The sequence below is a fragment of the Acinetobacter sp. 102 genome (genome assembly GCF_037028485.1).
GTDB classification, from domain to species: Bacteria; Pseudomonadota; Gammaproteobacteria; order Pseudomonadales; family Moraxellaceae; genus Acinetobacter; species Acinetobacter higginsii.
This window is the reverse complement of record NZ_JAZEZK010000005.1, coordinates 22,124-42,057: the sequence shown is the minus strand read 5'-3', so window position 1 is coordinate 42,057 and position 19,934 is coordinate 22,124. Positions and strand designations below refer to the sequence as shown.

Below are 19,934 nucleotides of genomic sequence, written 5' to 3'. Positions count from 1 at the left end.
CGGTGCTTATTTCAAGTGACAGACAAAGCCCATTCTCAATGAAACGGACTTTGTTATAAAACTGAAGTCATTTTAGCGATGATTTAAACTGTTAAAAATCTGTTCGAGTACTTCCCCAAGCGCAAGAATGTCATGATCTGTATTTGGTAAACCATCTATTTCCAATCCAACAGGTAATTTTGATTTTGTGCCACAGCCAATCGGTAAACTCAGCCCAGGTAAACCAATATTACTTCCTGGATCAGTATTGCGAATCAGCCTTTGGAAATTTTCAATTGAACTCACTTGCTCATTTGCCAATGGGGCAACAATGGCTAAGGTTGGAAAAATTAAAGCATTGAGTTGGTGCTCATTAAAGGTTTTTTCATAGAGTGAAAGCAACTGTGGTCGAGCCGTTGTGATCGCATCCTGATATAAAGCTTCGACCGCCACAGACTTACCCGTTTCATCCACAATCAATTCAGGCAAAATATTCTGCTGAAAGAGTTGCTGTACATCTGGGCTTGAAATTTGCTCCACAATAGCGTCTAGTTCTATTCCAACTTCATGGTTTTTTAAATATTCAATCAGATCATATTTGCCCTCGTAGATCACTACAGGAAATGAAATACGATGATTCAGCTGCCCTAACTCAGGCATTTCTACACTGATGATTTCAATCCCCGCATTTTTTAAAAGTTGTAGTGCCTGATCAGCCTGTTGCTGAACCTCTTCATCCAGATTTTCCCAAAAATATGCACATAGCCCAAGCCTGATGGGTTGCGTCGATATACGAGCTGGGACTTGTTGTTGAGTAATCAATTGATCAATCAAGATGATATCGGATACTGAATGTGCCATTGGGCCTGCGGTATCACGTGTATGCGAGATTGGCGTAATACTCTCTTGAGCATAGCGTCCAACCGTGGGACGAAAACCAACACAGCCATTTAAGGCACTGGGTAGTCTGACCGATGCACCTGTATCAGTCCCGATTGCAATTGGCACCATGCCTGCAGCGACAGCAACAGCACTTCCTGAAGAAGAACCACCTGCAATATGTAAGGGATTAACCGCATTACGAGTGCCAATCACACCCTCAATATGCATTGCAGTATTGTAGCCTGTGACCCCAAATGCCAGCTCATGCATATTGGCTTTACCCACAACAATCGCACCTTCATCAATCAATGCTTGAATCACTGGAGCCGTTACTTTGGGTCTGAATCCGGTTAAAGCAGGTGTTCCTGCCGTATTGCTAAAACCAGCAACATGAATATTATCTTTAACCGCCAGCAATACCCCGATTAATGCAGGACACGGTTTGCCTTCTGCAATAGATTGATCCCAAAATTGCGCCTGTCGAAGCGCTGCAGCATAATCAAGACTGATAAAAGCATTCAGGGACTGCTGCGTATCAATCTTTTCGAAATAGTGATCTAGCAATTGTTCACAAGAAACTTTGCGCTCAGTAACTAGTGCTGTAATTTCCTTGATTGTGGCTTTATCAAGATGAATACCTTGATCCAAAAATACTTTTTCTTTCATCTTTAACATTGTGACTTAAAATCCATTTAAGTAATAATGTTTATAATTTGTACCGTTTTCAGTTTGTTCGATATCCTCAAAATTGAGGAGGCCATTAAGCATGCATCAATGCAGCCATTTCAGTACGATTATGACAACCCATTTTTTTCATGGCACTTTTTAAATGCGTTCTCACCGTGGTGAAGCTGATATCCAGTAAATTGGCAACATATTTATCACTCAGCCCCTTACTCACCAACATGACTACTTCTTGCTCCCGCGGGGTTAAAAAGTATTGAGGCGATAAATCTACGGGTAAGGCTTGAGTCATATAAGGTTCGAGTAAATTTAAAATCCTTTTCTCTCGCTCACTAAACATCACCGAATCCTGAGCGCGCCAAATACGCAAGTCGCCAATATCTATCCCATCCCGAACAAAATAAATATTTAAACCATGATATAGACCATAAGGGCGTAAAAACTCATTGTAATAATCCGTTTTCTTTAGCTCTGATATCGAAATGATCTCATTTACGAAAGTCGCTTGTTGCCGTTCCCGCAGCAGAGACGTAATCGGGTCATCGTGTTGCCAAATACGCTCATATTCAAGAATTGCTTTGGGATCGATTTGCCACATAATGCCCTGTTTGGATAGATGCTGTTTTGCATCCCAAATATAAGACGCAGCAAAATCGGCTCTTAATAAAGTCGCGATATCTACCAACACGGTTTCACGTAAACGCTCCTGTCCTTTTCCTGAACCTAATTTCCATAATATTTCTGAAAAAAGACTAAACTCGGATCGACTTAAGTCGTGTTCTAAAAGCATCGCCTGCTACCTTTCTATCTTCCTGATACCTGTCCATTCTAGAATTAAGATGAACAGTTATTCCCTTTTGTCTATCTTTTATATGCCACTAAATCGTTATTTTCTACATTTTATTTTTTAGTCGGCTTGCATGGGGCGTTTTGCCATACCAGCGCTTATAAGCATGAATAAAACTGGCGGGTTCGGCATAGCCTAACCATTCAGAAATTTGCTCAATTGAAGTTTGTGTTGACGACAAATAGGAATTTGCCATCATTTTTCGGGCTTCCTCCCTGATTTTAATAAATGTGGTTTGTTCTTGCGCCAAATAACGACGTAAGGTGCGGGAGTTTAGATATAAACGATCCGCAATCTCTTCCATTGTTAGAATTTTCCCCTTGCTATTCATAAGGATGTGTTGCACTTGATCAGCATATTTTTTTTGAGATTGCCGCTTATCTAGTATTTCTCGGCATTGTTGCTCAGCTGAATGTAACATCAATTCATTTGCCATACTCAACTTTTGATCTATTTTTTCTGCATTGAGCACAATGTAATTTTTTGATCCACCGAATTCAGGCGCCACCCCAAACAATTCATGATAAGGCTGTTGTTCTCCACAGGACTGAAAGCCAAATACTACTTTTTGGCAGAGATTCTCTGGAATCAAATCGTGTTGGACGCTTATCAGTGCGGCAATATCTCGCTCAATAATGAATTGCCGTAATGTTTGAGGGATTCCCTCATCTACCTCTATATCAATTCGAATATTATTGGTCTCGGGTGGTTCTGATACCACAAACTGACTAAAGGCAAAAGATAAAGGAAAATAGGCCAAAGCAAAGTTCAAAGCTTCACGAATATTGGCACTACTGATCAAGCCTAAGCCGAGCGAACCAAAGGTGGTAAAGTGATAACGCTGACCCACCTCTAAGCCAAGCAAAGGTCTGTGGCTAAATGTCTCGACTAAATTGCGAATCAGCTGTAATTCCTGCTGCCCAGTCACCAACATATTGGGATCAAGCAACTGTTGCTGCTCCAGTCCTGTTCCCTTGAGAATCTGTGTCTGACTCACGCCCAGTTCAGCCGCAAAATCTGCCATGAGACGAATACTATGGATACTACGTTGATATGACCATAAGTAGTTCAAACCTATTTTCTCAATGTCCGCTAATCACAATATTTTGTCCTGATCCATCCTCTAAATCAATGCATGAAACGATTATTCTGCAAGCAATACATGATACTTTTCACTTGAGTCCGTTATGTTTAAACAACAATTATCTTCAAATAAAAATATTCGTATCGCCATTATTGGAACTGGATTTGGTGGATTAGGGCTAGCCATTCAGCTCAAACGTGCTGGATTTGAACAATTTACTTTATTTGAAAAAGCCAATGATGTCGGTGGTGTCTGGCGTGACAATACCTATCCAGGTGCTGCTTGTGATGTTCCGTCTCACTTATATTCATTTTCTTTTGAACAAGATCTTGGCTGGAAAAACCGCTATGGTTCATCGCAGGAAATTCATCAGTACTTAAAGCACTGCACCGAGAAATATCAGCTTTATCCGCATATCCAGTTTAATACTGAGATTGCCAGCGCTGATTTTGATGCCACTCAAGGCCTTTGGCAGATTCAGAGTGTAACTGGGGAAAAATTTGAGGCAGAATTTTTAATTGCTGCGGTGGGTCAGCTCAACCGCCCTGCATACCCGAAAATTAAAGGTCTGGATCGTTTCAAAGGAAAAGCTTTCCATTCTGCACGCTGGGAGCATGACTACGACTTAAATAATAAACGTGTGGCTGTGATTGGTACCGGTGCCAGTGCGATTCAATTTGTCCCAGAGATCGCAAAGCAAGTAGCGCATTTAGATATCTATCAACGTTCCGCACCCTATGTCATCCCAAAACCAGACCGTATTTATTCAACATTGGAACGAAAAGCATTTCAAAAACTTCCAATTTTGCAAAGTCTGGATCGTGTCTTTCAATATAGTTATAACGAAATTCGCCTCAAGAGCTTTACCGCCACACTGAATGAAATTCCTTTAGCCGAATATATTTTTCAGCGGCATATTCGTGAGGAAATCAAAGACCCACATTTCCGCCACCGTCTGATGCCCGACTACCCGATTGGCTGCAAACGTATTTTGATTTCCAATCATTGGTACCGTAGTCTGGTTCGTGCAAATGTCGATGTCATCAATAGCGCGATTCAGGAAGTTACTGAAACTGGTATTGTCGATAAAGATGGCAAACATCGCGAAATCGATACCATTATTTATGGAACAGGGTTTGAGGCAACTGAGTTTATGGCACCCATGCAAATTACAGGACTGAATGGCAAAAAATTAAAAGACCAATGGGTCGATGGCGCAGAAGCGTATTTAGGCTTAACCGTAAGCAGCTTCCCTAATTTCTTTATGCTGTATGGCCCAAATACCAATCTTGGGCATAACTCAATCGTCTACATGATTGAAAGCCAAGTGAATTACATCCTAGATGCACTTCAAGCCCATATCCAAAACAATTTATCCTTCACCGATCTGAAAGCTGAAATTCAAGTACAGTTTAATCAAGAAATTCAGGAGCGCATGAAGTCAACTATGTGGTCTCAAGGCTGCACCAGTTGGTATCAAACTGCGACAGGGAAAAATACCAATAATTGGCCAGGCTTCACATTGGAATATCGTCAGCGCACCCGTCGCTTCGATCTGGAAAATTATACTCAAGTACAAAAATCGGCACAGTCACAAGCTGAAATAGACGATCAAGACAAAAAAATAGCTGTTTAAATTCCCTCATTAAACCATTCTACATTTGGATTGTCCTTGAATGAAATAAAGGACAATCCATGAGCCTACCCCAAATCCGTTTGCATAAAATCCTAAAATTTGATAAATCCGCTTGACCTTCCCATAATGTTAAGGTCTATGCTGAAAGCAATCGGATTATCTCTATAGGTATAACTTATGGAAACGCAAACAAAAACATCGTCTAATAATATGAATGTCAGCCTTCAAGTCGAGGGCATGACTTGCGCCAGTTGTGTTGGACGCGTTGAAGCAGCACTCAAAAAAGTTGACGGCGTTCAATCTGCATCAGTGAATCTAGCCACAGAACGTGCAGATATCACCCTTGCTAAGCCCGTAGACCAACAAGTGCTGATTCAAGCCATAGAACAAACAGGCTATGACGTCCCTGCAAATAAGGTTGAATTGTCGATTGAAGGCATGACCTGCGCTTCATGTGTTAGTCGTGTTGAAAAAGCATTGAATGCGGTTAACGGTGTAAAAACGGCCAACGTCAATTTGGCAACTGAACGTGCCACGGTAACGGGTACGGCTAAGGTCGAAAGCTTAATCGCAGCGATTGATAAGGCAGGTTACGATGCCAAAGAGATTCAGGCATCCATTCCAGACCAAAGTGAACAACTTGAGAAAAAAGATCATGAACGTGCTGAACTCAAACGTGACCTGATTATTGCCACTATTTTAGCCTTACCTGTGTTTATCTTGGAAATGGGCTCACACTTGATTCCAGGTGTTCATCATCTGATTGAACAAAGCATTGGCATGCAAAATAGTTGGTACCTACAATTCGTTTTAACCACCTTAGTGCTGATTATCCCAGGGCGTCGTTTTTATCTCAAAGGTCTTCCCGCTTTAGTTCGTTTAGCACCCGATATGAACTCTTTGGTTGCCGTCGGTACACTGGCGGCTTATCTATTTTCACTAGTTGCAACCTTTACACCAAAGTTATTGCCTGCTGGCACGGTGAATGTTTATTACGAAGCAGCCGCTGTGATTGTGGCCTTAATTCTACTCGGTCGTTTTCTTGAGGCGAAAGCCAAAGGACGTACCTCTGAAGCCATTCAACGCTTAGTCAGTTTACAGGCAAAAGTTGCCCATGTTTCTCGAGATAATCAGATAATCGATATTCCAATCGAGCAAGTAATTGCAGGTGATTTTGTCATTGTAAAACCAGGTGAAAGAATCCCTGTCGATGGTGAAGTCATTGAAGGACAAAGCTTTGTCGATGAATCGATGATCACAGGTGAACCGATTCCTGTTGAGAAAAACATTGGCAGCCAAGTGGTGGGTGGAACCATTAACCAGAACGGAACTTTAAGTTTTAAAGCCGTCGCTGTCGGTGGCAACACCATGTTGGCGCAAATTATCCGTCTGGTCGAGCAAGCGCAAGGCTCTAAAATGCCGATTCAAGCGGTGGTTGATAAAGTGACTCTATGGTTTGTGCCTGCGGTCATGCTTGCAGCACTACTTACTTTCCTCGTATGGTTAGTTTTCGGTCCATCACCTGCTTTAACTTTTGCACTGGTCAATGCAGTTGCGGTCCTGATTATTGCCTGTCCATGTGCCATGGGTCTAGCAACCCCCACCTCGATTATGGTTGGTACTGGACGTGGTGCGGAACTTGGTGTCCTGTTCCGCAAAGGTGAAGCACTACAGCTGTTAAAAGATGCTCAAGTGGTTGCCGTTGATAAAACCGGGACCTTGACCGAAGGTCATCCAGTACTGACTGATTTTGAGGTGACATCCACCTTTGAACCTAATGATGTACTCAGCCTCGTTGCCGCAGTGGAGTCGCTTTCTGAACATCCAATTGCCAAAGCGATTGTCGATGCCGCAAAAAATCAAGGTCTGACCCTGCCTAAAGTTGATCGATTTGATTCAGTCACAGGCATGGGTGTCAATGCCACTGTAAATGAACACCAGAATATCTATATCGGTGCAGATCGCTATATGATTCAACTTGGTCTGGATATCACTCCATTTTCCCATACAGCACAGCGTTTGGGCGATGAAGGAAAATCTCCACTTTATGTGGCAATTGATGGTGCTTTGGCAGGGATTATTGCGGTTGCTGATCCAATCAAAAATACGACACCTGCTGCCATTCAAGCCTTACATCAACTGGGTTTAAAAGTGGCAATGATTACCGGTGACAATGCTCGTACCGCACATGCCATTGCCAAACAACTTGGAATTGATGAAGTGATTGCCGAAGTGCTACCTGAAGGTAAAGTCAATGCCGTGCAGGAACTGAAAGCAAAATATGGCAATATTGCCTTTGTCGGTGATGGGATCAATGATGCTCCAGCATTGGCTCAAGCAGATGTCGGCCTTGCAATTGGCACAGGGACTGATGTGGCGATTGAATCTGCGGATGTGGTGTTGATGTCTGGGAACTTGCAAGGTGTGGCCAATGCAATTGCCTTGTCTAAGGCAACCATTGGTAATATTCACCAAAACTTGTTCTGGGCCTTTGCCTACAACACTCTATTGATTCCAGTGGCTGCGGGTGTGTTATACCCTGCTTATGGCATCTTGATGTCGCCGATTTTTGCTGCGGGTGCGATGGCACTTTCAAGTGTGTTTGTGCTTGGTAATGCGCTACGTTTACGTCGTTTCCAACCGCCGTCTGTGCATAAAGACTAATGGAGGATCTTATGAATATAGGTAAAGTTTCTCAAGCTTCAGGTGTGACTGCCAAGATGATTCGTTATTACGAGCAAATTGGTTTAATTCCTGCGGCAGGACGCAGCAATGCAGGTTACCGCTCTTATTCAGAGAATGATGTGGAACGATTGAAATTTATCAAACGTAGTCGTGAATTGGGTTTTTCGGTTACTGAAATCACTGATTTACTGGATTTATGGAATAATCGCAATCGACAAAGTGCCGACGTCAAACAATTGGCTCAGGCACATATCCATAAGCTAGAACAGCGTATCCAAGACCTGCAGCAAATGGCGCAAACACTCCAGAACTTGGTTGATTGCTGTGCGGGTGACAATCGCCCCGAGTGTCCGATTCTGGAAGGCTTAAAAGAGCCAAGTCATGAAATGAAGGACATCCATCATCATAATGATTTGCTCTCGCTGTCCCCACTCACTGGGCGTAAGTAGTACAGCATAAAAGGCGATCTTATGATCGCCTTTTATTTTTTATCCATTCCATTGATACAAAAAAGCGGCTATTTAAGCCGCTTTTTATTCAGGAACAGATTAACGTGGTGGAAAACCTGCTTCTGATAAAGCCTCGACTACTTGTTGCTGTGAGGCTGTGGTTTCAACTTTAACACTGCGGTTAGGCGGATCAGTAATCACTTTTGCATTGGCATCTACCGCTTGAATCGCACGGGTTACACCACGCGCACAGCCACCACAGGTCATATTTTCGACATGAAATTCCATCGTAAAACTCCATTCAGTTATTTAAGAAGATAAACACACTATAAAGGTTGCCATAATGGTAAGGTCAAGTCTTTTACACATTAAAATCAACAATATTTTATGTGATCATTCCTTCTTTTCGGAAACATAATTGATCGTATATTTAGGGATTTCTATTTCTAAAGGCTGATCCTGAATATTCACCTGACAAGACAGTCGTGATTCTGGGCACAAACCCCAAGCACGATCAAGCAAGTCAGCCTCAACATCATCCATTTCCTGCAAACTTTCAAAGCCTTTTCGAATAATGACATGGCAGGTGGTACAAGCTCCTGAAAGATCACAGGCATGTTCAATTTCAATCCCATGATCGAGTAAAGTTCTACATAGATTTGCACCCGTTTTAATGTCTAGAATACTGCCTTCTGGACAGACTTTTTCATGTGGAAGCACGGTTATCTTCGGCATAATCGCTACCTTTCTATCTAATTACGAAAAGCTGTAATCAATAAAAGGCTGTTTTGATTCAGCCTTTTATTGATGGAACTATCAAATCAAGAATAAGATCGAAAGCTTTATAATAAATGCCGTTGTAACCAAGCATTGATCACTTTAATTTCAATATCTTGAGCCAAAATAATATTTTTTGCCAACATGCGAACTTCTGAATCATAACAATATTTCAAGGCAACCTTGGCCATATCTATGACCACTTGATGATGTGGAATCATTCCACGCATAAAATCGATGTCGGCATTGCCTGTGTAATTGATTTGCATATCAGCATGCATACGGCTCCTTAGTTCCATATAAGCACGCGTAGAGAGGCTATAAATATCACTTGCATCATTTTCGTTAGGCGTTATTGCCAATTGTTGTTCACTCATTATTGTTTCCTTGCTATTCAGCAGCATCACATTCATTTCAGATGTGATTGGCGTGCTATATGGATGAAAATAAAGGCAGTAACACCGTCAATAGATCAGCGTTTCTATCTTATGTGGCACAGTGACCTTTATGAAAGACACTGTAGTCCTTCCAATAATTGCAAGGTCAAGCCATCAATTGATTAAAATTTTGAGTGACTCAAAAACAAAATTTTATGGGTTCTAAATAAAAAAAAGTGCATGATCAACATGCACTTTTTAAAACAATATTTATTGAGTTTTAGCCAGTTAAGCCAACTGCCTTAGCACGGGCTTTATGCAATTTCTTATAGCTGTCGATGAGACGTAAATGACGATCAAGCCCTTCGAGTTTCATACTGGTTGGGGTGAGACCATAGAAACGGACTGTACCTTCAACAGAACCGACCACAGCATCCATACGCTCATTGCCAAACATACGGCGGAAATTGGTTTCGTAGTCTTCAAGCTCCATTTCATCATCGAGTAAGACTTCCAACACCACATTCATGCATTGATAGAACAAACCACGTTCTACCGTGTTGGTATTGTATTGCAAGAAAGTCTCAACCAACTCTTTCGCTTCTTCAAACTGCTCTAAAGCAAGATAGATCAACAATTTTAACTCAAGCAGAGTTAGCTGACCCCATACCGTATTGTCATCAAACTCAATCCCGATCAAGGTGGTGATTTCGGTGTAATCATCCAGTTCGCATTCTTCTAAACGCTCAACCAAGGCTTCCAATTGTTCGTCATCTAAACGATGTAGATTGAGAATGTCTTCACGGAATAAGATGGCTCTATTGGTATTGTCCCAAATTAGGTCTTCTACCAAATAAATTTCAGAATAATCAGGCACCAAGATACGACATGCGGTTGCGCCTAAGTGCTCATACACCGCCATGTAGACTTCTTTGCCCATTTCTTCAAGGATGCCGAACAATTCTGCTGCTTCTTCAGCATTTGAATTCTCACCTTCATTGGTGAAGTCCCACTCGACAAAGTCATAATCCGATTTGGCACTAAAGAAACGCCAAGAGACCAAGCCGCTTGAATCAATAAAGTGTTCAACGAAGTTGTTTGGTTCAGTGACTGCATTGCTTTGGAATGTCGGTTGCGGTAAATCGTTCAAACCTTCAAAACTACGGCCTTGCAACAATTCAGTCAAACTACGCTCTAATGCCACTTCCAAGCTTGGGTGCGCACCAAATGACGCAAATACACCGCCTGTACGTGGGTTCATTAAAGTCACACACATCACAGGGAATTGACCGCCTAATGATGCATCTTTGACGAGAACTGGAAAGCCTTGCTCTTCCAAGCCTTGGATGCCTGCCACAATACTTGGGTATTTGGCCAATACTTCATGCGGCACATCGGGTAATGCAATTTCACCTTCCAGAATTTCACGTTTAACCGCACGTTCAAAAATTTCAGAGAGACATTGAACTTGAGCTTCTGCCAAGGTATTGCCCGCACTCATCCCATTACTGAGATATAAGTTCTCAATCAGGTTTGATGGGAAATAGACAATTTCATCATCTGATTGGCGTACAAATGGCAATGAACAAATACCACGTTCCGTATTCCCTGAGTTGGTATCATATAAATGCGTACCGAGTAACTCATCATCTGGGTTATAAATTTCGAGACAATATTCATCCAAAATTTCTTTTGGTAATTCGCCATTTGGACCCGGTTTAAACCACTTCTCATCTGGATAATGCACAAATTCTGCATTGGCAATGTCCTCACCCCAGAACTGGTCGTTATAGAAGAAGTTACAGTTTAAACGTTCAATGAACTCACCTAAAGCCGATGCCAAAGCACTTTCTTTGGTTGAGCCTTTACCATTGGTAAAGCACATTGGTGATTGTGCATCTCGGATATGCAAGGACCAGACATTTGGTACGATATTGCGCCAAGATGCGATTTCAATCTTCATGCCTAGACCTGCCAAAATCCCTGACATATTGGCAATGGTCTCTTCTAATGGCAGGTCTTTACCCGCAATATAGGTGCTGCTTTCAGAGGCAAGGCTTGGCATCAATAAGGCTTGTGCATCTGCATCAATGCTTTCAACTTCTTCAATGATAAATTCTGGTCCGGTTTGAATCACTTTCTTAACCGTACAGCGATCGATTGAACGCAAGATACCTTGACGGTCTTTTTCAGAAATATCAGCTGGTAATTCAACCTGAATTTTAAAAATTTGTTTATAACGATTTTCAGGATCAACAATATTGTTCTGCGATAAACGAATGTTGTCCGTTGGAATATCACGCGCAGCACAATACACTTTGACAAAGTAAGCTGCACATAACGCAGATGAAGCAAGGAAATAATCAAATGGACCTGGTGCAGAACCATCGCCTTTATAACGAATCGGCTGATCGGCGATTACCGTAAAGTCATCAAACTTCGCTTCTTGGCGAAGATTGTCGAGATAATTAACCTTGATTTCCATGCGAGCACCTAAATATTCTTATGTGTTGCAAGTACATAAGATTGAAAATATTAATCTATAAGCCGAATCGTGGATCACAAATGGACTTAAAAAACTGTGGCTAAGGTCGTCTTATGACTCTATCTAAACACTGACCTTAGTATTGATGGGCGCTATTATAGAAGTATTTTGTGTAATTGATAACTTTTGTCTGTTTTTCTAGCCTTTTTATGAACAATTAAACAGGTTTTGCCATATTGACCTAAACTTAGAGCTGCATGGCAATCTCAACAAAGGCTTTTGCAATCGGTGTCATCTGTTGCTTGTTTTTGACCGCGAGTCCTATTGAACGTTTGGTATTGGGAGATAATGGCCGCTTTACCACATTGGGATATAGCTGAAGAATATTTTTGTCTAGGGCTAAATCCGCCACAATTGAAACGCCAGCACCGTGATTGACCATATTTAAAATCGACAGGATTTGCGACAAGTTATACTTAATCTGAGGCGTGAGTTGCGCAGCCTTAAAAAGTTCCATGACATGGTTTTGACTGCCCGCACTGGTCAGGATAAAAGGATGATCAATCAGCTCTTGCAATTGCACTGCTGGCTTTTGTGCAATCTCTAAATCCTTAGACAATAAAGCAACAAAGATATCCTCCAACAAAGCAAAGCTATCAAAGCGGGTTTCAGGCAGCACCACAAAGCCAAGATCAACTTTGCGTTCATCTATCCATTGCAATACTTTTTTATCAGTTCCTTCTAGCATCAACACCTCAACATCAGGATATTGCTGCGTAAATTGTTTTAAAATCATTGGAATCAGCACATTGGAAGATGATGCACCAAAAGACCCAATCCTTAAAGTTCCCGCTTTTAGACCCTTTAGATCCATTACTTCTTGATGAATAATGTTAGAAACATTCAAGATTTCATTTACATAAGGCAGTAAGCGTTGTCCTGCAGCTGTCAGTTCGACTTCATTGTTATTTCGATAAAACAGTTGGGTTTCCCATTTCTTTTCCAACGATTTAAGTGCATGCGAAATCGCTGACTGTGAAATATTCAGTAGTTGTGCAGTATGGGTAAAATTTTTTAGTTCCGCGAGTTTTGAAAATATTTCGAGTTGGGTTAGGGTCATCATGATGCATTCATGAGTAAAAGCTCATTTTACTATAAAAATAAATTAGTTTTAGGATTTGATTCAATTCTATATTGATTAAAAATTGCATGCGTCATTTAGCCATTTCTCTTTCGAGCTCCACTGTTTATTTTAAGCTGATCTGTGTTGCCATGATGTGGGGTGGTACCTTCATCGCAGGACGCATTGTTGCTGCGGAACTCTCTCCGAACTTATCTGCATTATTACGCTTTGGCTTTGCTGCGATCTTACTGGTCTTGATCTTGTTGAAAAGTACAGGAGGATTTCCCAATCTTTCTGTACAACAGCATGTCTATGCCATCTTGATGGGATTGACCGGTGTACTTGCTTATAATTTATTTTTCTTTGCTGCTCTATCCAGAATTGAAGCAGGCAGAACTGCACTGTTTGTGAGTTTATCCCCTATTTTAACCATCTTGGCAATGCGGATTTTCTTTCAGGAAAGGCTTCGGAGAATAAATTATTTAGGTGTATGTCTTGCTTTAATCGGCACACTCATCGTCGTGAGTAAAGGTGAATTTTTTGCTGCATTCACTCAATCTTTTGGCGCGGGTGAAATGATGATGTGTGGCGCGGTCTTCAGTTGGGTCATTTACACAATCTGCTTTAAGCAGACCCGTGCACCCGCTTTAACCATGACCACGTATTCAGTACTTTGGGGAACATTATTTCTATTCATCAGTCTTATGCCTGAATTTATGCAGTTTTCTCTGCCGCATATTTCTCTTCGTAGCGGGTTATCAATTGTATTTCTAGGTGCCTTTGGTACTGTACTAACTTTTGTCTGGTATGCCGAGGCGATTCACAGCATTGGTGCATCTCGAACCATCGTATTTAATAATTTAGTACCTGTATTTGCAGTCTTACTGGCATTTCTTATTCTGAATGAACCCATCACCTGGTCAATGCTGGTGGGTGGCAGCCTAAGCTTTATTGGTGTTATTTTAACCAACAAACAGGAAGAATAGAGCTATACAAACAGCAATAAAAAACTTAGCTAAAAAGCTAAGTTTTTTATTGCAAGATGAATATTTTTTGTGCAATACTTAGCTTTATGGCTAAGTATGATTCTAAACTCGATTTGTTATTCAGTGCTCTCAGTGATCCAACGCGCAGAGATATCTTAACGCGACTGTCTTTTGGGACAGCATCGATCACTGAACTGGCTGAACAACATGACATGGCCCTGCCATCTTTTCTAAAACATTTAAATAAATTAGAAGAAGCAGGACTTATTCATTCAGAAAAAAATGGACGAATCAGAACTTGTGCTCTGACACCCGATGCATTCACCCCCATGCAAAATTGGTTAAGTGAGCAACGGGCAATCTGGGAACAACGACTTAATCAATTTGATCGTTATGCACTCGAATTAAAAAGGAAAAGAGAAAATGAAACTGGATCCAAAAACTGATTTAAAACTAGAAAGAGTGATTGATGTGCCGCGTGAACTGGTCTGGGAATGCTGGACCACACCTGAACACATCCAACACTTCTTTATTCCTCGCCCGCACTCGATTAAAGCCTGTGAAATTGATTTACGAGTGGGTGGGAAATTCAACACCATCTTTGATGTGGATGGCAATGAAATCAAGAATGAAGGTGTTTACCTAGAAGTGATTGATGGCAAAAAACTGGTCTTTACCGATACTTATACTGAGGACTGGAAACCTGCTGAGAATCCATTTATGACTGCGATTCTGTTGCTTGAAGATGCAGGTAACGGAGCAACCAAATATACTGCAATTGCCAGACACCGTACTGCTGAAACTCGCCAGCAACACGAAGACATGGGCTTCTTTGAAGGTTGGGGAACAGTGATTGATCAATTGGTTGAGTATGCTCAAGGACTAAAAGCCTAATCTATTTACAGATAAAAAACGCCTCAAAGCCCAATCATTTACGCACTTTGAGGCGTTTTTTTATTGCTCCAATCAAATTCGCCCAACTTCTAAATACGGGATCAAGTTCTTATCAAAGTTTGGACGTGGATCACCCAGAAAACTAATAAAGCCATGCATGCCTGTTAATCGTTCACCTTTATAAAACTGATTCAGCTGAAAACGAGGATCTTGATGCGATAAGGTAAAGCTGACAATTCCTACACCGCGTTGCTTAGAGAGTTTTTGCGCATCTCCAAGCATTAAATGATGCAGTGCTAACTGCTGTGGATGGCACAATAAACTGTGTAACACATGATATTTTAAGGAATCACCAAGTTTAGGTAATGGCATGCCTTTAGTGACTTTGGTCAGTAAATTATAGATCGGACGTAGTACACCAATCGCTGAACTGTAATGCAAGATTTTGGTTTGTTTAAGGCCATGTTGATCCCATAACCCAAACATTCCGACGAGTTTCTCATCTTGAAAATACAGCTGAAAATCCGAAAGCTTCAAGCCAGTAAAATACTGATGCCCTGCGTGTAATTCTTCAAAATTATATGCTGGGATAAAATTATAATGCTGCGACATCTCTGCAATAAATCGATTCATAGCAGTAATATCTTCTGGCTGCGCTGCACGTGACTGAATTTCACAGTTCGCTGTATCAGCTTGAGCCTTCTGATCTAAGAAGGCTTTAATTTTTGCCTTTGTCCCAAGATGGGTCAGCGTTAGTGTTTCTATCAGTCCTTCATCATAATAATCAGGAATTCCTGTTTTTCCAGTTTGTATTGCCGCTCGTGCAGCATAATTATCATTAAAGATGATCATCTGGCTAAAATCAGGTTGATGCATGGTTTGTTTGACATGTACACCCAAAGCCTTGACCAATGATTTACCACGATAGTTTGGATCAACACGCAAATCACTGGCATAGCGTACATTTTGTACTGTTTTATCGACATAGCATGGACGATGACCATTGCTATAACAGGCGACATTTTTCTGACTTTGCGTATCTTCAATCACCACATGCAGCTTATGTCGATACAGAATATCCGAAGCCTTAAAATAACTGGGTTCACGCTGAAAACTGATTTGCACCCCTTTGGTGGTCATCGGCACCGCAATCAGCTCACGTAAGGCTTGATCATCAGCCAAGGTTGCTTCACGGGTAAGCAACGAATTATTTTGAGTATTTGGTGGATTTGTTTTCATTAATTATTCACCTGTTGTGTATTTTGTGTAGACACCAAATCATTGAGATGTCCCATTTGGTCTAAGAGCTGATACACAAAAACAATTTCATCCTGCTCGTTGACCGTTTTCTGAGTTTGAACATCCAATAACTTTTGTTCAGTATTTAATAAATCAAAAGTGGTTTTGGTGCCCAATTCAAATTCTTTACGGGTATAAACAAAGGCAATTGAAGCGGCATCAATGGCATTTTGTAGTGCGTCTTTGTTCTGACGGATGGTCTGCAACTGCGCATAGGTGGTCCGTGTACGTTGATTCAAATCCAGTTCAAGACTACGAATTTTTTGGTTGGCCAGATCAACATCCGCTTGTGCTTTACGCGTATTGGCGCGATTCAAGCCATCGTCATAAAGTGGCACATTAAGCTGCACTCCGACCATGTAATTATTACTTTCGGAACCAATATAACTGGCTTCGTGCTGCGCACCCGCACGACTGGTGAGCATAACCGTCGGCCATAGTTCTCGCTTGGTTAGGGCATATTGCTTTTCAGCTGCCTGCTTTTCATATTTGGCCCGTAATAAAGCTGGATGACTTTTGGTTTGCGCCAAAATCTCATCCAGACTGTTAGAAATTTCAGGGAGACGCTTAACCGGGCTTAGATTATCTGCACTTAGACCCGTAATTTGTGAAAACTGTGCTTCACTCACCGTGAGATTGGATTGGGCTTGCGTAATATCGGCCTGACCTTGTGCCACCTGAGCCAGCACTTGTGCCAAGTCTGCACGGGTAATCATACCCACATCAAAACGTCGCTGTGACTCATACAGCGAACGCTGTAAGTTAGACATGGTTTTTTTTCTCAGCTCCAGAATCGCTTTCTTTTTCAGTACATCGGTATAGACCATGACTGTATTCAAAATCGTTTCAGATCGTTGATCCGAAAGTCCTTGCGACTGCGCAGAAAGTTGATTTTTAGCAACATCAATTCCCAAGCGATGTCGTCCTGATGTGTAGATAGGGTAATCCATTTGTAATTGCAAACTACGACCTTTTCGGTTTCCTTCAGTTGGAAACATGACGTTAGTCGGCGTTTCAACCCGCTCATAATCAAGTTGTCCAACCAAATTCACTTTGAGTCCATCACGTTGTTTGGCCTGTTCAAGCATTGCTGTGGATTGATTGACACTTAAACGACTCACCTCCAATTGGCTCTCATGTCTTAAACTGGCGGATAATGCATCATCTAAAGTCATGGCATCCACCAGACTGGATGCCAACAATAGTCCCATACAAAGCGCGTATTGAGACTTTAAAAATCGATGGTTAAATTTCGTCATCCCTTTCTTCATAGTTGTTCCAAACTATTCAAGGTAACTTTCTTAAGTGGTTCAGGCTTAATATTACCTTCGATGATGCCATCAAACATCACCAGCTTTTTGTAGGCGTTCCAACCATTATTGGCTTGACGAATCTGAGGCTGATCTAACTGGCCGAGATTACGTGCCAGCTCATAATGAAAGTTTTGACGCAAAATCTGATCAATATAATCATCATCAATACTGTGATGAATCTCACCCTCGAACAGAACGCAGTAAAATGGTTTGACCTGCTGTTCTGTATCAATTGCCAACAACGAGATTGCTTTAGAGTCGGTTTCATTTAGTTGTGAAAGCAACTGTTGTGCCGTTTCTGGGGCAAGCTTCTCTCCCACTAAATCCACTCCAAAACGGCGACCTTGAAACTCAAAACACGGTACTTGTTCCAGAAAACTGGTCACCCGTAAGCAATCATCAAGGCAATAACGTAGTAAACCATTGCCTGATGTGATAATTGGACTGACCACATCCCCCATCTTCAGCTCCCAAGATGGAATGATTTGTCCCGTTTTTTCACCTTCTAAATATTCAAATTCATAGAAATGACTTTGATAAGCCAGTGGATAATGATCGTTATATGGAATGGTGACTACACCTTCGGTTGCCCATAAGCCTTTACCTTCAAATTGTACTGATGGAAGACGTTGTTTTAGTTTTTCTGCCCAAGCTTTGGAACCTGCGGTATCCCAACTCGACACTAAACTCAATATTGGCCATAACCTTTTAAAATCAATGTGTTCACCATTTGAACTGTCCATCAAACACTTTGCACTTTCTGGACTGAATGGCGCTTTGACTTCTTTTAATGAAGCTTGGCGCGCTCCCCATCGACCTGTTTCTAAAACTTCAATCACCTCTTGCTGCATGGCCTCTAAACGATCTAAAAGTTGCAAAGCAAAGGTTGGACTCCATACTGAAATCATGGCGAGATTTCGGTTGGCAACCAGATAGCAAATGGTGGCAAATAAAGCATCATCGGCATTGGCAGCAAAAGCCACATTACTTGGAACTGCTTGAGTAAATTTAGATAAAATACGCTTACCAATGCCCAGTAATGCACTGTCATCATTCAGATTTTTATCTTTTAGCACTTCACGTTGGCTTTCTGGCAACCATGAAACTGACCAATAATGAGTGCCTGAACGTAACTGTGGGCATTTGCGATAGAGACTGGCCATCCATGGTGCAATCGCGTGATCTAGTTCATCCAAAAATAGTTTGGTGTAAGGGATAAATTTAATTTGCTCACTCGAACCACTAGTCGGTTGAAAACGAACCAGTTTACTGCTTGAGAGTTGTAATTCTTGGTCTCGATAACGCTGAATATTCTCCCGCCATGCACTATAACGCGAAGCAGGAAAAGCCTGTACAAATTGCGCATAATCTTTGACATTGTGCTTTTTGGCAAAATGTGAGCTTTGCAAAATTAAGTTTAAAATTTGTCGTTGCGTCAGCTCTAAGCTGTTCGCATGCTTTTTAAAATCTCGATCTGAAACGTCACACCATTGTTTTAAAATTAGATGTGAACCTAAGGTTAACCACTCTGTATGCTTCATTGTAAAACTCCCCGGCGAATAGCAGGACTTTTTAACAAAGCTTCACATCGGCCTTTGCTAGCAGGCTTAGTCATTAATTTAACTGGGAACCGTGCAAGATCTTTCCACCCCAAGCGGCCAATACAAGGTAACTCAGTGCCCACCGTCCATGTCGGATTCTTTTGCTCAAAGAAATGAATATTGGGATTTTTTGTTCTCATTTCCTCAGTAATCGGCGCCACCTCGCCTTTGAGTGGTTGATAGTCATCGCCGAAATTCAATAATCCCGCTTCTTTGTCATAATATTCACCAAAAAAGTTTTCACAGTAATGTTCAATCACACTGGAAAGGTGCTGGTTCTCATCATTGATATTTGGGTAATACACATAATAGTTATTGGCAAGCAGTAAATAGGTTTTGTAGCCTTTAGAAATTAATAACCAATACAGCTCGTTAAAGGGATATTTGACACGTAATTTAATCATGAGTTTGAGCATGGTACTTTGCAACGTACGTGTGCCCCAATATGCTCTAAGGATAACGGTGTCACCACTAAATAGAACCGTGTAGTCCTTACCATTCAGATAAAAATGCTGAACAACCACAGTAGAAAAACCAACGATTTCATCGGTTTCCGAGTTAAAGATTAAGATGGCACCACTTTTCTTTTTGAAATCATCCGCAAAGATGGAAAACTTGGTATTTTCATAATATTGCTCGTAAATCGAATACATGACTTTTAGCCGATCAATATCGATCTGTTCTTTCTCGACATATTGACCATAGGTAGATTCTTTATTGTTGAATCTTGAAATCAGTTTATATGTTGTATTAATCATCTGCTTCAACCTCTAAATTTGGATATGCACGTTCCCCTATCTCATAAAGAAATATAAAAACTCATATCGCTGTTC

At 41.3% G+C, this 19,934-nt stretch carries 18 protein-coding genes; 6 read left to right on the top strand and 12 right to left on the bottom strand.

Annotation, left to right across the window (positions count from 1 at the left end; translation table 11 throughout):
- Positions 1 to 72: 72 nt before the first annotated feature.
- The 3 genes from iaaH to WA352_RS06210 form a co-directional block, all read right to left on the bottom strand.
- Positions 73 to 1,536 carry an indoleacetamide hydrolase gene (gene iaaH / locus WA352_RS06220; RefSeq protein ID WP_033132841.1) on the bottom strand — a complete coding sequence of 488 codons (1,464 nt, stop codon included), beginning with the start codon at positions 1,534 to 1,536 and terminating at the stop codon, positions 73 to 75.
- An 85-nt stretch (positions 1,537 to 1,621) separates the two neighbouring features.
- Positions 1,622 to 2,335, bottom strand: a complete 714-nt coding sequence (locus WA352_RS06215) for a response regulator transcription factor (RefSeq protein ID WP_033132842.1) — start codon at positions 2,333 to 2,335, stop codon at positions 1,622 to 1,624.
- 103 nt (positions 2,336 to 2,438) lie between these two features.
- Complete coding sequence (locus WA352_RS06210) at positions 2,439 to 3,464, bottom strand: AraC family transcriptional regulator (RefSeq protein ID WP_033132843.1); 1,026 nt, start codon at positions 3,462 to 3,464, stop codon at positions 2,439 to 2,441.
- A 115-nt stretch (positions 3,465 to 3,579) separates the two neighbouring features.
- On the opposite strand from WA352_RS06210, the gene WA352_RS06205 reads away from it, so the two are divergent.
- From WA352_RS06205 to cueR, 3 genes are all read left to right on the top strand, one after another.
- Positions 3,580 to 5,112, top strand: coding sequence for a flavin-containing monooxygenase (locus tag WA352_RS06205; protein ID WP_033132844.1), 1,533 nt, complete (start codon positions 3,580 to 3,582; stop codon positions 5,110 to 5,112).
- A gap of 177 nt (positions 5,113 to 5,289) precedes the next feature.
- A complete protein-coding gene (locus tag WA352_RS06200) occupies positions 5,290 to 7,776 on the top strand; it encodes a heavy metal translocating P-type ATPase (RefSeq protein ID WP_033132845.1) in 2,487 nt (828 codons plus the stop codon).
- An 11-nt stretch (positions 7,777 to 7,787) separates the two neighbouring features.
- Positions 7,788 to 8,246: a Cu(I)-responsive transcriptional regulator gene (gene cueR / locus WA352_RS06195; RefSeq protein ID WP_005203779.1), complete on the top strand. Its 459-nt coding sequence runs from the start codon at positions 7,788 to 7,790 to the stop codon at positions 8,244 to 8,246.
- Between the two features lie 99 nt (positions 8,247 to 8,345).
- Here the strand turns inward: cueR and WA352_RS06190 are convergent, their stop codons facing one another.
- The 5 genes from WA352_RS06190 to WA352_RS06170 form a co-directional block, all read right to left on the bottom strand.
- Positions 8,346 to 8,534, bottom strand: a complete 189-nt coding sequence (locus tag WA352_RS06190; protein WP_004653564.1) for a heavy-metal-associated domain-containing protein — start codon at positions 8,532 to 8,534, stop codon at positions 8,346 to 8,348.
- 105 nt (positions 8,535 to 8,639) lie between these two features.
- Positions 8,640 to 8,981, bottom strand: coding sequence for an ISC system 2Fe-2S type ferredoxin (fdx, locus tag WA352_RS06185; RefSeq protein WP_005188318.1), 342 nt, complete (start codon positions 8,979 to 8,981; stop codon positions 8,640 to 8,642).
- Between the two features lie 107 nt (positions 8,982 to 9,088).
- A complete protein-coding gene (gene copM / locus WA352_RS06180) occupies positions 9,089 to 9,400 on the bottom strand; it encodes a CopM family metallochaperone (protein ID WP_005188315.1) in 312 nt (103 codons plus the stop codon).
- Positions 9,401 to 9,680: 280 nt separating this feature from the next.
- Entirely contained in the window at positions 9,681 to 11,885 is a 2,205-nt protein-coding gene (locus WA352_RS06175) for an OsmC domain/YcaO domain-containing protein (RefSeq protein ID WP_033132846.1), read from the bottom strand.
- Positions 11,886 to 12,132: 247 nt separating this feature from the next.
- A complete protein-coding gene (locus WA352_RS06170; protein ID WP_033132900.1) occupies positions 12,133 to 13,005 on the bottom strand; it encodes a LysR family transcriptional regulator in 873 nt (290 codons plus the stop codon).
- Positions 13,006 to 13,094: 89 nt separating this feature from the next.
- On the opposite strand from WA352_RS06170, the gene WA352_RS06165 reads away from it, so the two are divergent.
- The 3 genes from WA352_RS06165 (at position 13,095) to WA352_RS06155 (ending at position 14,888) form a co-directional block, all read left to right on the top strand.
- Positions 13,095 to 13,994, top strand: coding sequence for a DMT family transporter (locus tag WA352_RS06165; RefSeq protein WP_033132847.1), 900 nt, complete (start codon positions 13,095 to 13,097; stop codon positions 13,992 to 13,994).
- An 86-nt stretch (positions 13,995 to 14,080) separates the two neighbouring features.
- Positions 14,081 to 14,440: an ArsR/SmtB family transcription factor gene (locus tag WA352_RS06160; RefSeq protein ID WP_004653570.1), complete on the top strand. Its 360-nt coding sequence runs from the start codon at positions 14,081 to 14,083 to the stop codon at positions 14,438 to 14,440.
- Positions 14,418 to 14,888, top strand: coding sequence for an SRPBCC family protein (locus WA352_RS06155; RefSeq protein ID WP_005188300.1), 471 nt, complete (start codon positions 14,418 to 14,420; stop codon positions 14,886 to 14,888). The genes WA352_RS06160 and WA352_RS06155 overlap by 23 nt, the downstream gene beginning before the upstream one ends.
- A gap of 72 nt (positions 14,889 to 14,960) precedes the next feature.
- On the opposite strand, the gene WA352_RS06150 is transcribed toward WA352_RS06155, so the two are convergent.
- From WA352_RS06150 to WA352_RS06135, 4 genes are read right to left on the bottom strand one after another with little or no spacing between them, the layout of a single operon-like run.
- A complete protein-coding gene (locus tag WA352_RS06150) occupies positions 14,961 to 16,127 on the bottom strand; it encodes a hypothetical protein (protein ID WP_005203790.1) in 1,167 nt (388 codons plus the stop codon).
- Entirely contained in the window at positions 16,127 to 17,458 is a 1,332-nt protein-coding gene (locus tag WA352_RS06145) for a TolC family protein (RefSeq protein WP_005203796.1), read from the bottom strand. Before WA352_RS06145 ends, WA352_RS06150 begins: the two co-directional genes overlap by 1 nt.
- The gene (locus WA352_RS06140; protein ID WP_033132848.1) at positions 17,455 to 19,041 is read right to left on the bottom strand and encodes a GH3 family domain-containing protein; all 1,587 of its coding nucleotides are present in this window, start codon (positions 19,039 to 19,041) and stop codon (positions 17,455 to 17,457) included. Before WA352_RS06140 ends, WA352_RS06145 begins: the two co-directional genes overlap by 4 nt.
- Positions 19,038 to 19,859: a hypothetical protein gene (locus WA352_RS06135; protein ID WP_033132849.1), complete on the bottom strand. Its 822-nt coding sequence runs from the start codon at positions 19,857 to 19,859 to the stop codon at positions 19,038 to 19,040. The genes WA352_RS06140 and WA352_RS06135 overlap by 4 nt, the downstream gene beginning before the upstream one ends.
- Positions 19,860 to 19,934: the final 75 nt, after the last annotated feature.

What these genes read in the sequence shown, in the direction of transcription:
- WA352_RS06200 (WP_033132845.1), top strand. Translation starts at nt 5,290, where the DNA reads ATGGAAACGCAAACAAAAACATCGTCTAATAATATGAATGTCAGCCTT.
- WA352_RS06215 (WP_033132842.1), bottom strand. Translation starts at nt 2,335, where the DNA reads ATGCTTTTAGAACACGACTTAAGTCGATCCGAGTTTAGTCTTTTTTCA.
- WA352_RS06150 (WP_005203790.1), bottom strand. Translation starts at nt 16,127, where the DNA reads ATGAAAACAAATCCACCAAATACTCAAAATAATTCGTTGCTTACCCGT.
- copM (WP_005188315.1), bottom strand. Translation starts at nt 9,400, where the DNA reads ATGAGTGAACAACAATTGGCAATAACGCCTAACGAAAATGATGCAAGT.
- iaaH (WP_033132841.1), bottom strand. Translation starts at nt 1,536, where the DNA reads ATGTTAAAGATGAAAGAAAAAGTATTTTTGGATCAAGGTATTCATCTT.
- WA352_RS06205 (WP_033132844.1), top strand. Translation starts at nt 3,580, where the DNA reads ATGTTTAAACAACAATTATCTTCAAATAAAAATATTCGTATCGCCATT.
- WA352_RS06165 (WP_033132847.1), top strand. Translation starts at nt 13,095, where the DNA reads ATGCGTCATTTAGCCATTTCTCTTTCGAGCTCCACTGTTTATTTTAAG.
- fdx (WP_005188318.1), bottom strand. Translation starts at nt 8,981, where the DNA reads ATGCCGAAGATAACCGTGCTTCCACATGAAAAAGTCTGTCCAGAAGGC.
- WA352_RS06190 (WP_004653564.1), bottom strand. Translation starts at nt 8,534, where the DNA reads ATGGAATTTCATGTCGAAAATATGACCTGTGGTGGCTGTGCGCGTGGT.
- WA352_RS06140 (WP_033132848.1), bottom strand. Translation starts at nt 19,041, where the DNA reads ATGAAGCATACAGAGTGGTTAACCTTAGGTTCACATCTAATTTTAAAA.
- WA352_RS06145 (WP_005203796.1), bottom strand. Translation starts at nt 17,458, where the DNA reads ATGAAGAAAGGGATGACGAAATTTAACCATCGATTTTTAAAGTCTCAA.
- WA352_RS06135 (WP_033132849.1), bottom strand. Translation starts at nt 19,859, where the DNA reads ATGATTAATACAACATATAAACTGATTTCAAGATTCAACAATAAAGAA.
- cueR (WP_005203779.1), top strand. Translation starts at nt 7,788, where the DNA reads ATGAATATAGGTAAAGTTTCTCAAGCTTCAGGTGTGACTGCCAAGATG.
- WA352_RS06160 (WP_004653570.1), top strand. Translation starts at nt 14,081, where the DNA reads ATGGCTAAGTATGATTCTAAACTCGATTTGTTATTCAGTGCTCTCAGT.
- WA352_RS06175 (WP_033132846.1), bottom strand. Translation starts at nt 11,885, where the DNA reads ATGGAAATCAAGGTTAATTATCTCGACAATCTTCGCCAAGAAGCGAAG.
- WA352_RS06155 (WP_005188300.1), top strand. Translation starts at nt 14,418, where the DNA reads ATGAAACTGGATCCAAAAACTGATTTAAAACTAGAAAGAGTGATTGAT.
- WA352_RS06170 (WP_033132900.1), bottom strand. Translation starts at nt 13,005, where the DNA reads ATGACCCTAACCCAACTCGAAATATTTTCAAAACTCGCGGAACTAAAA.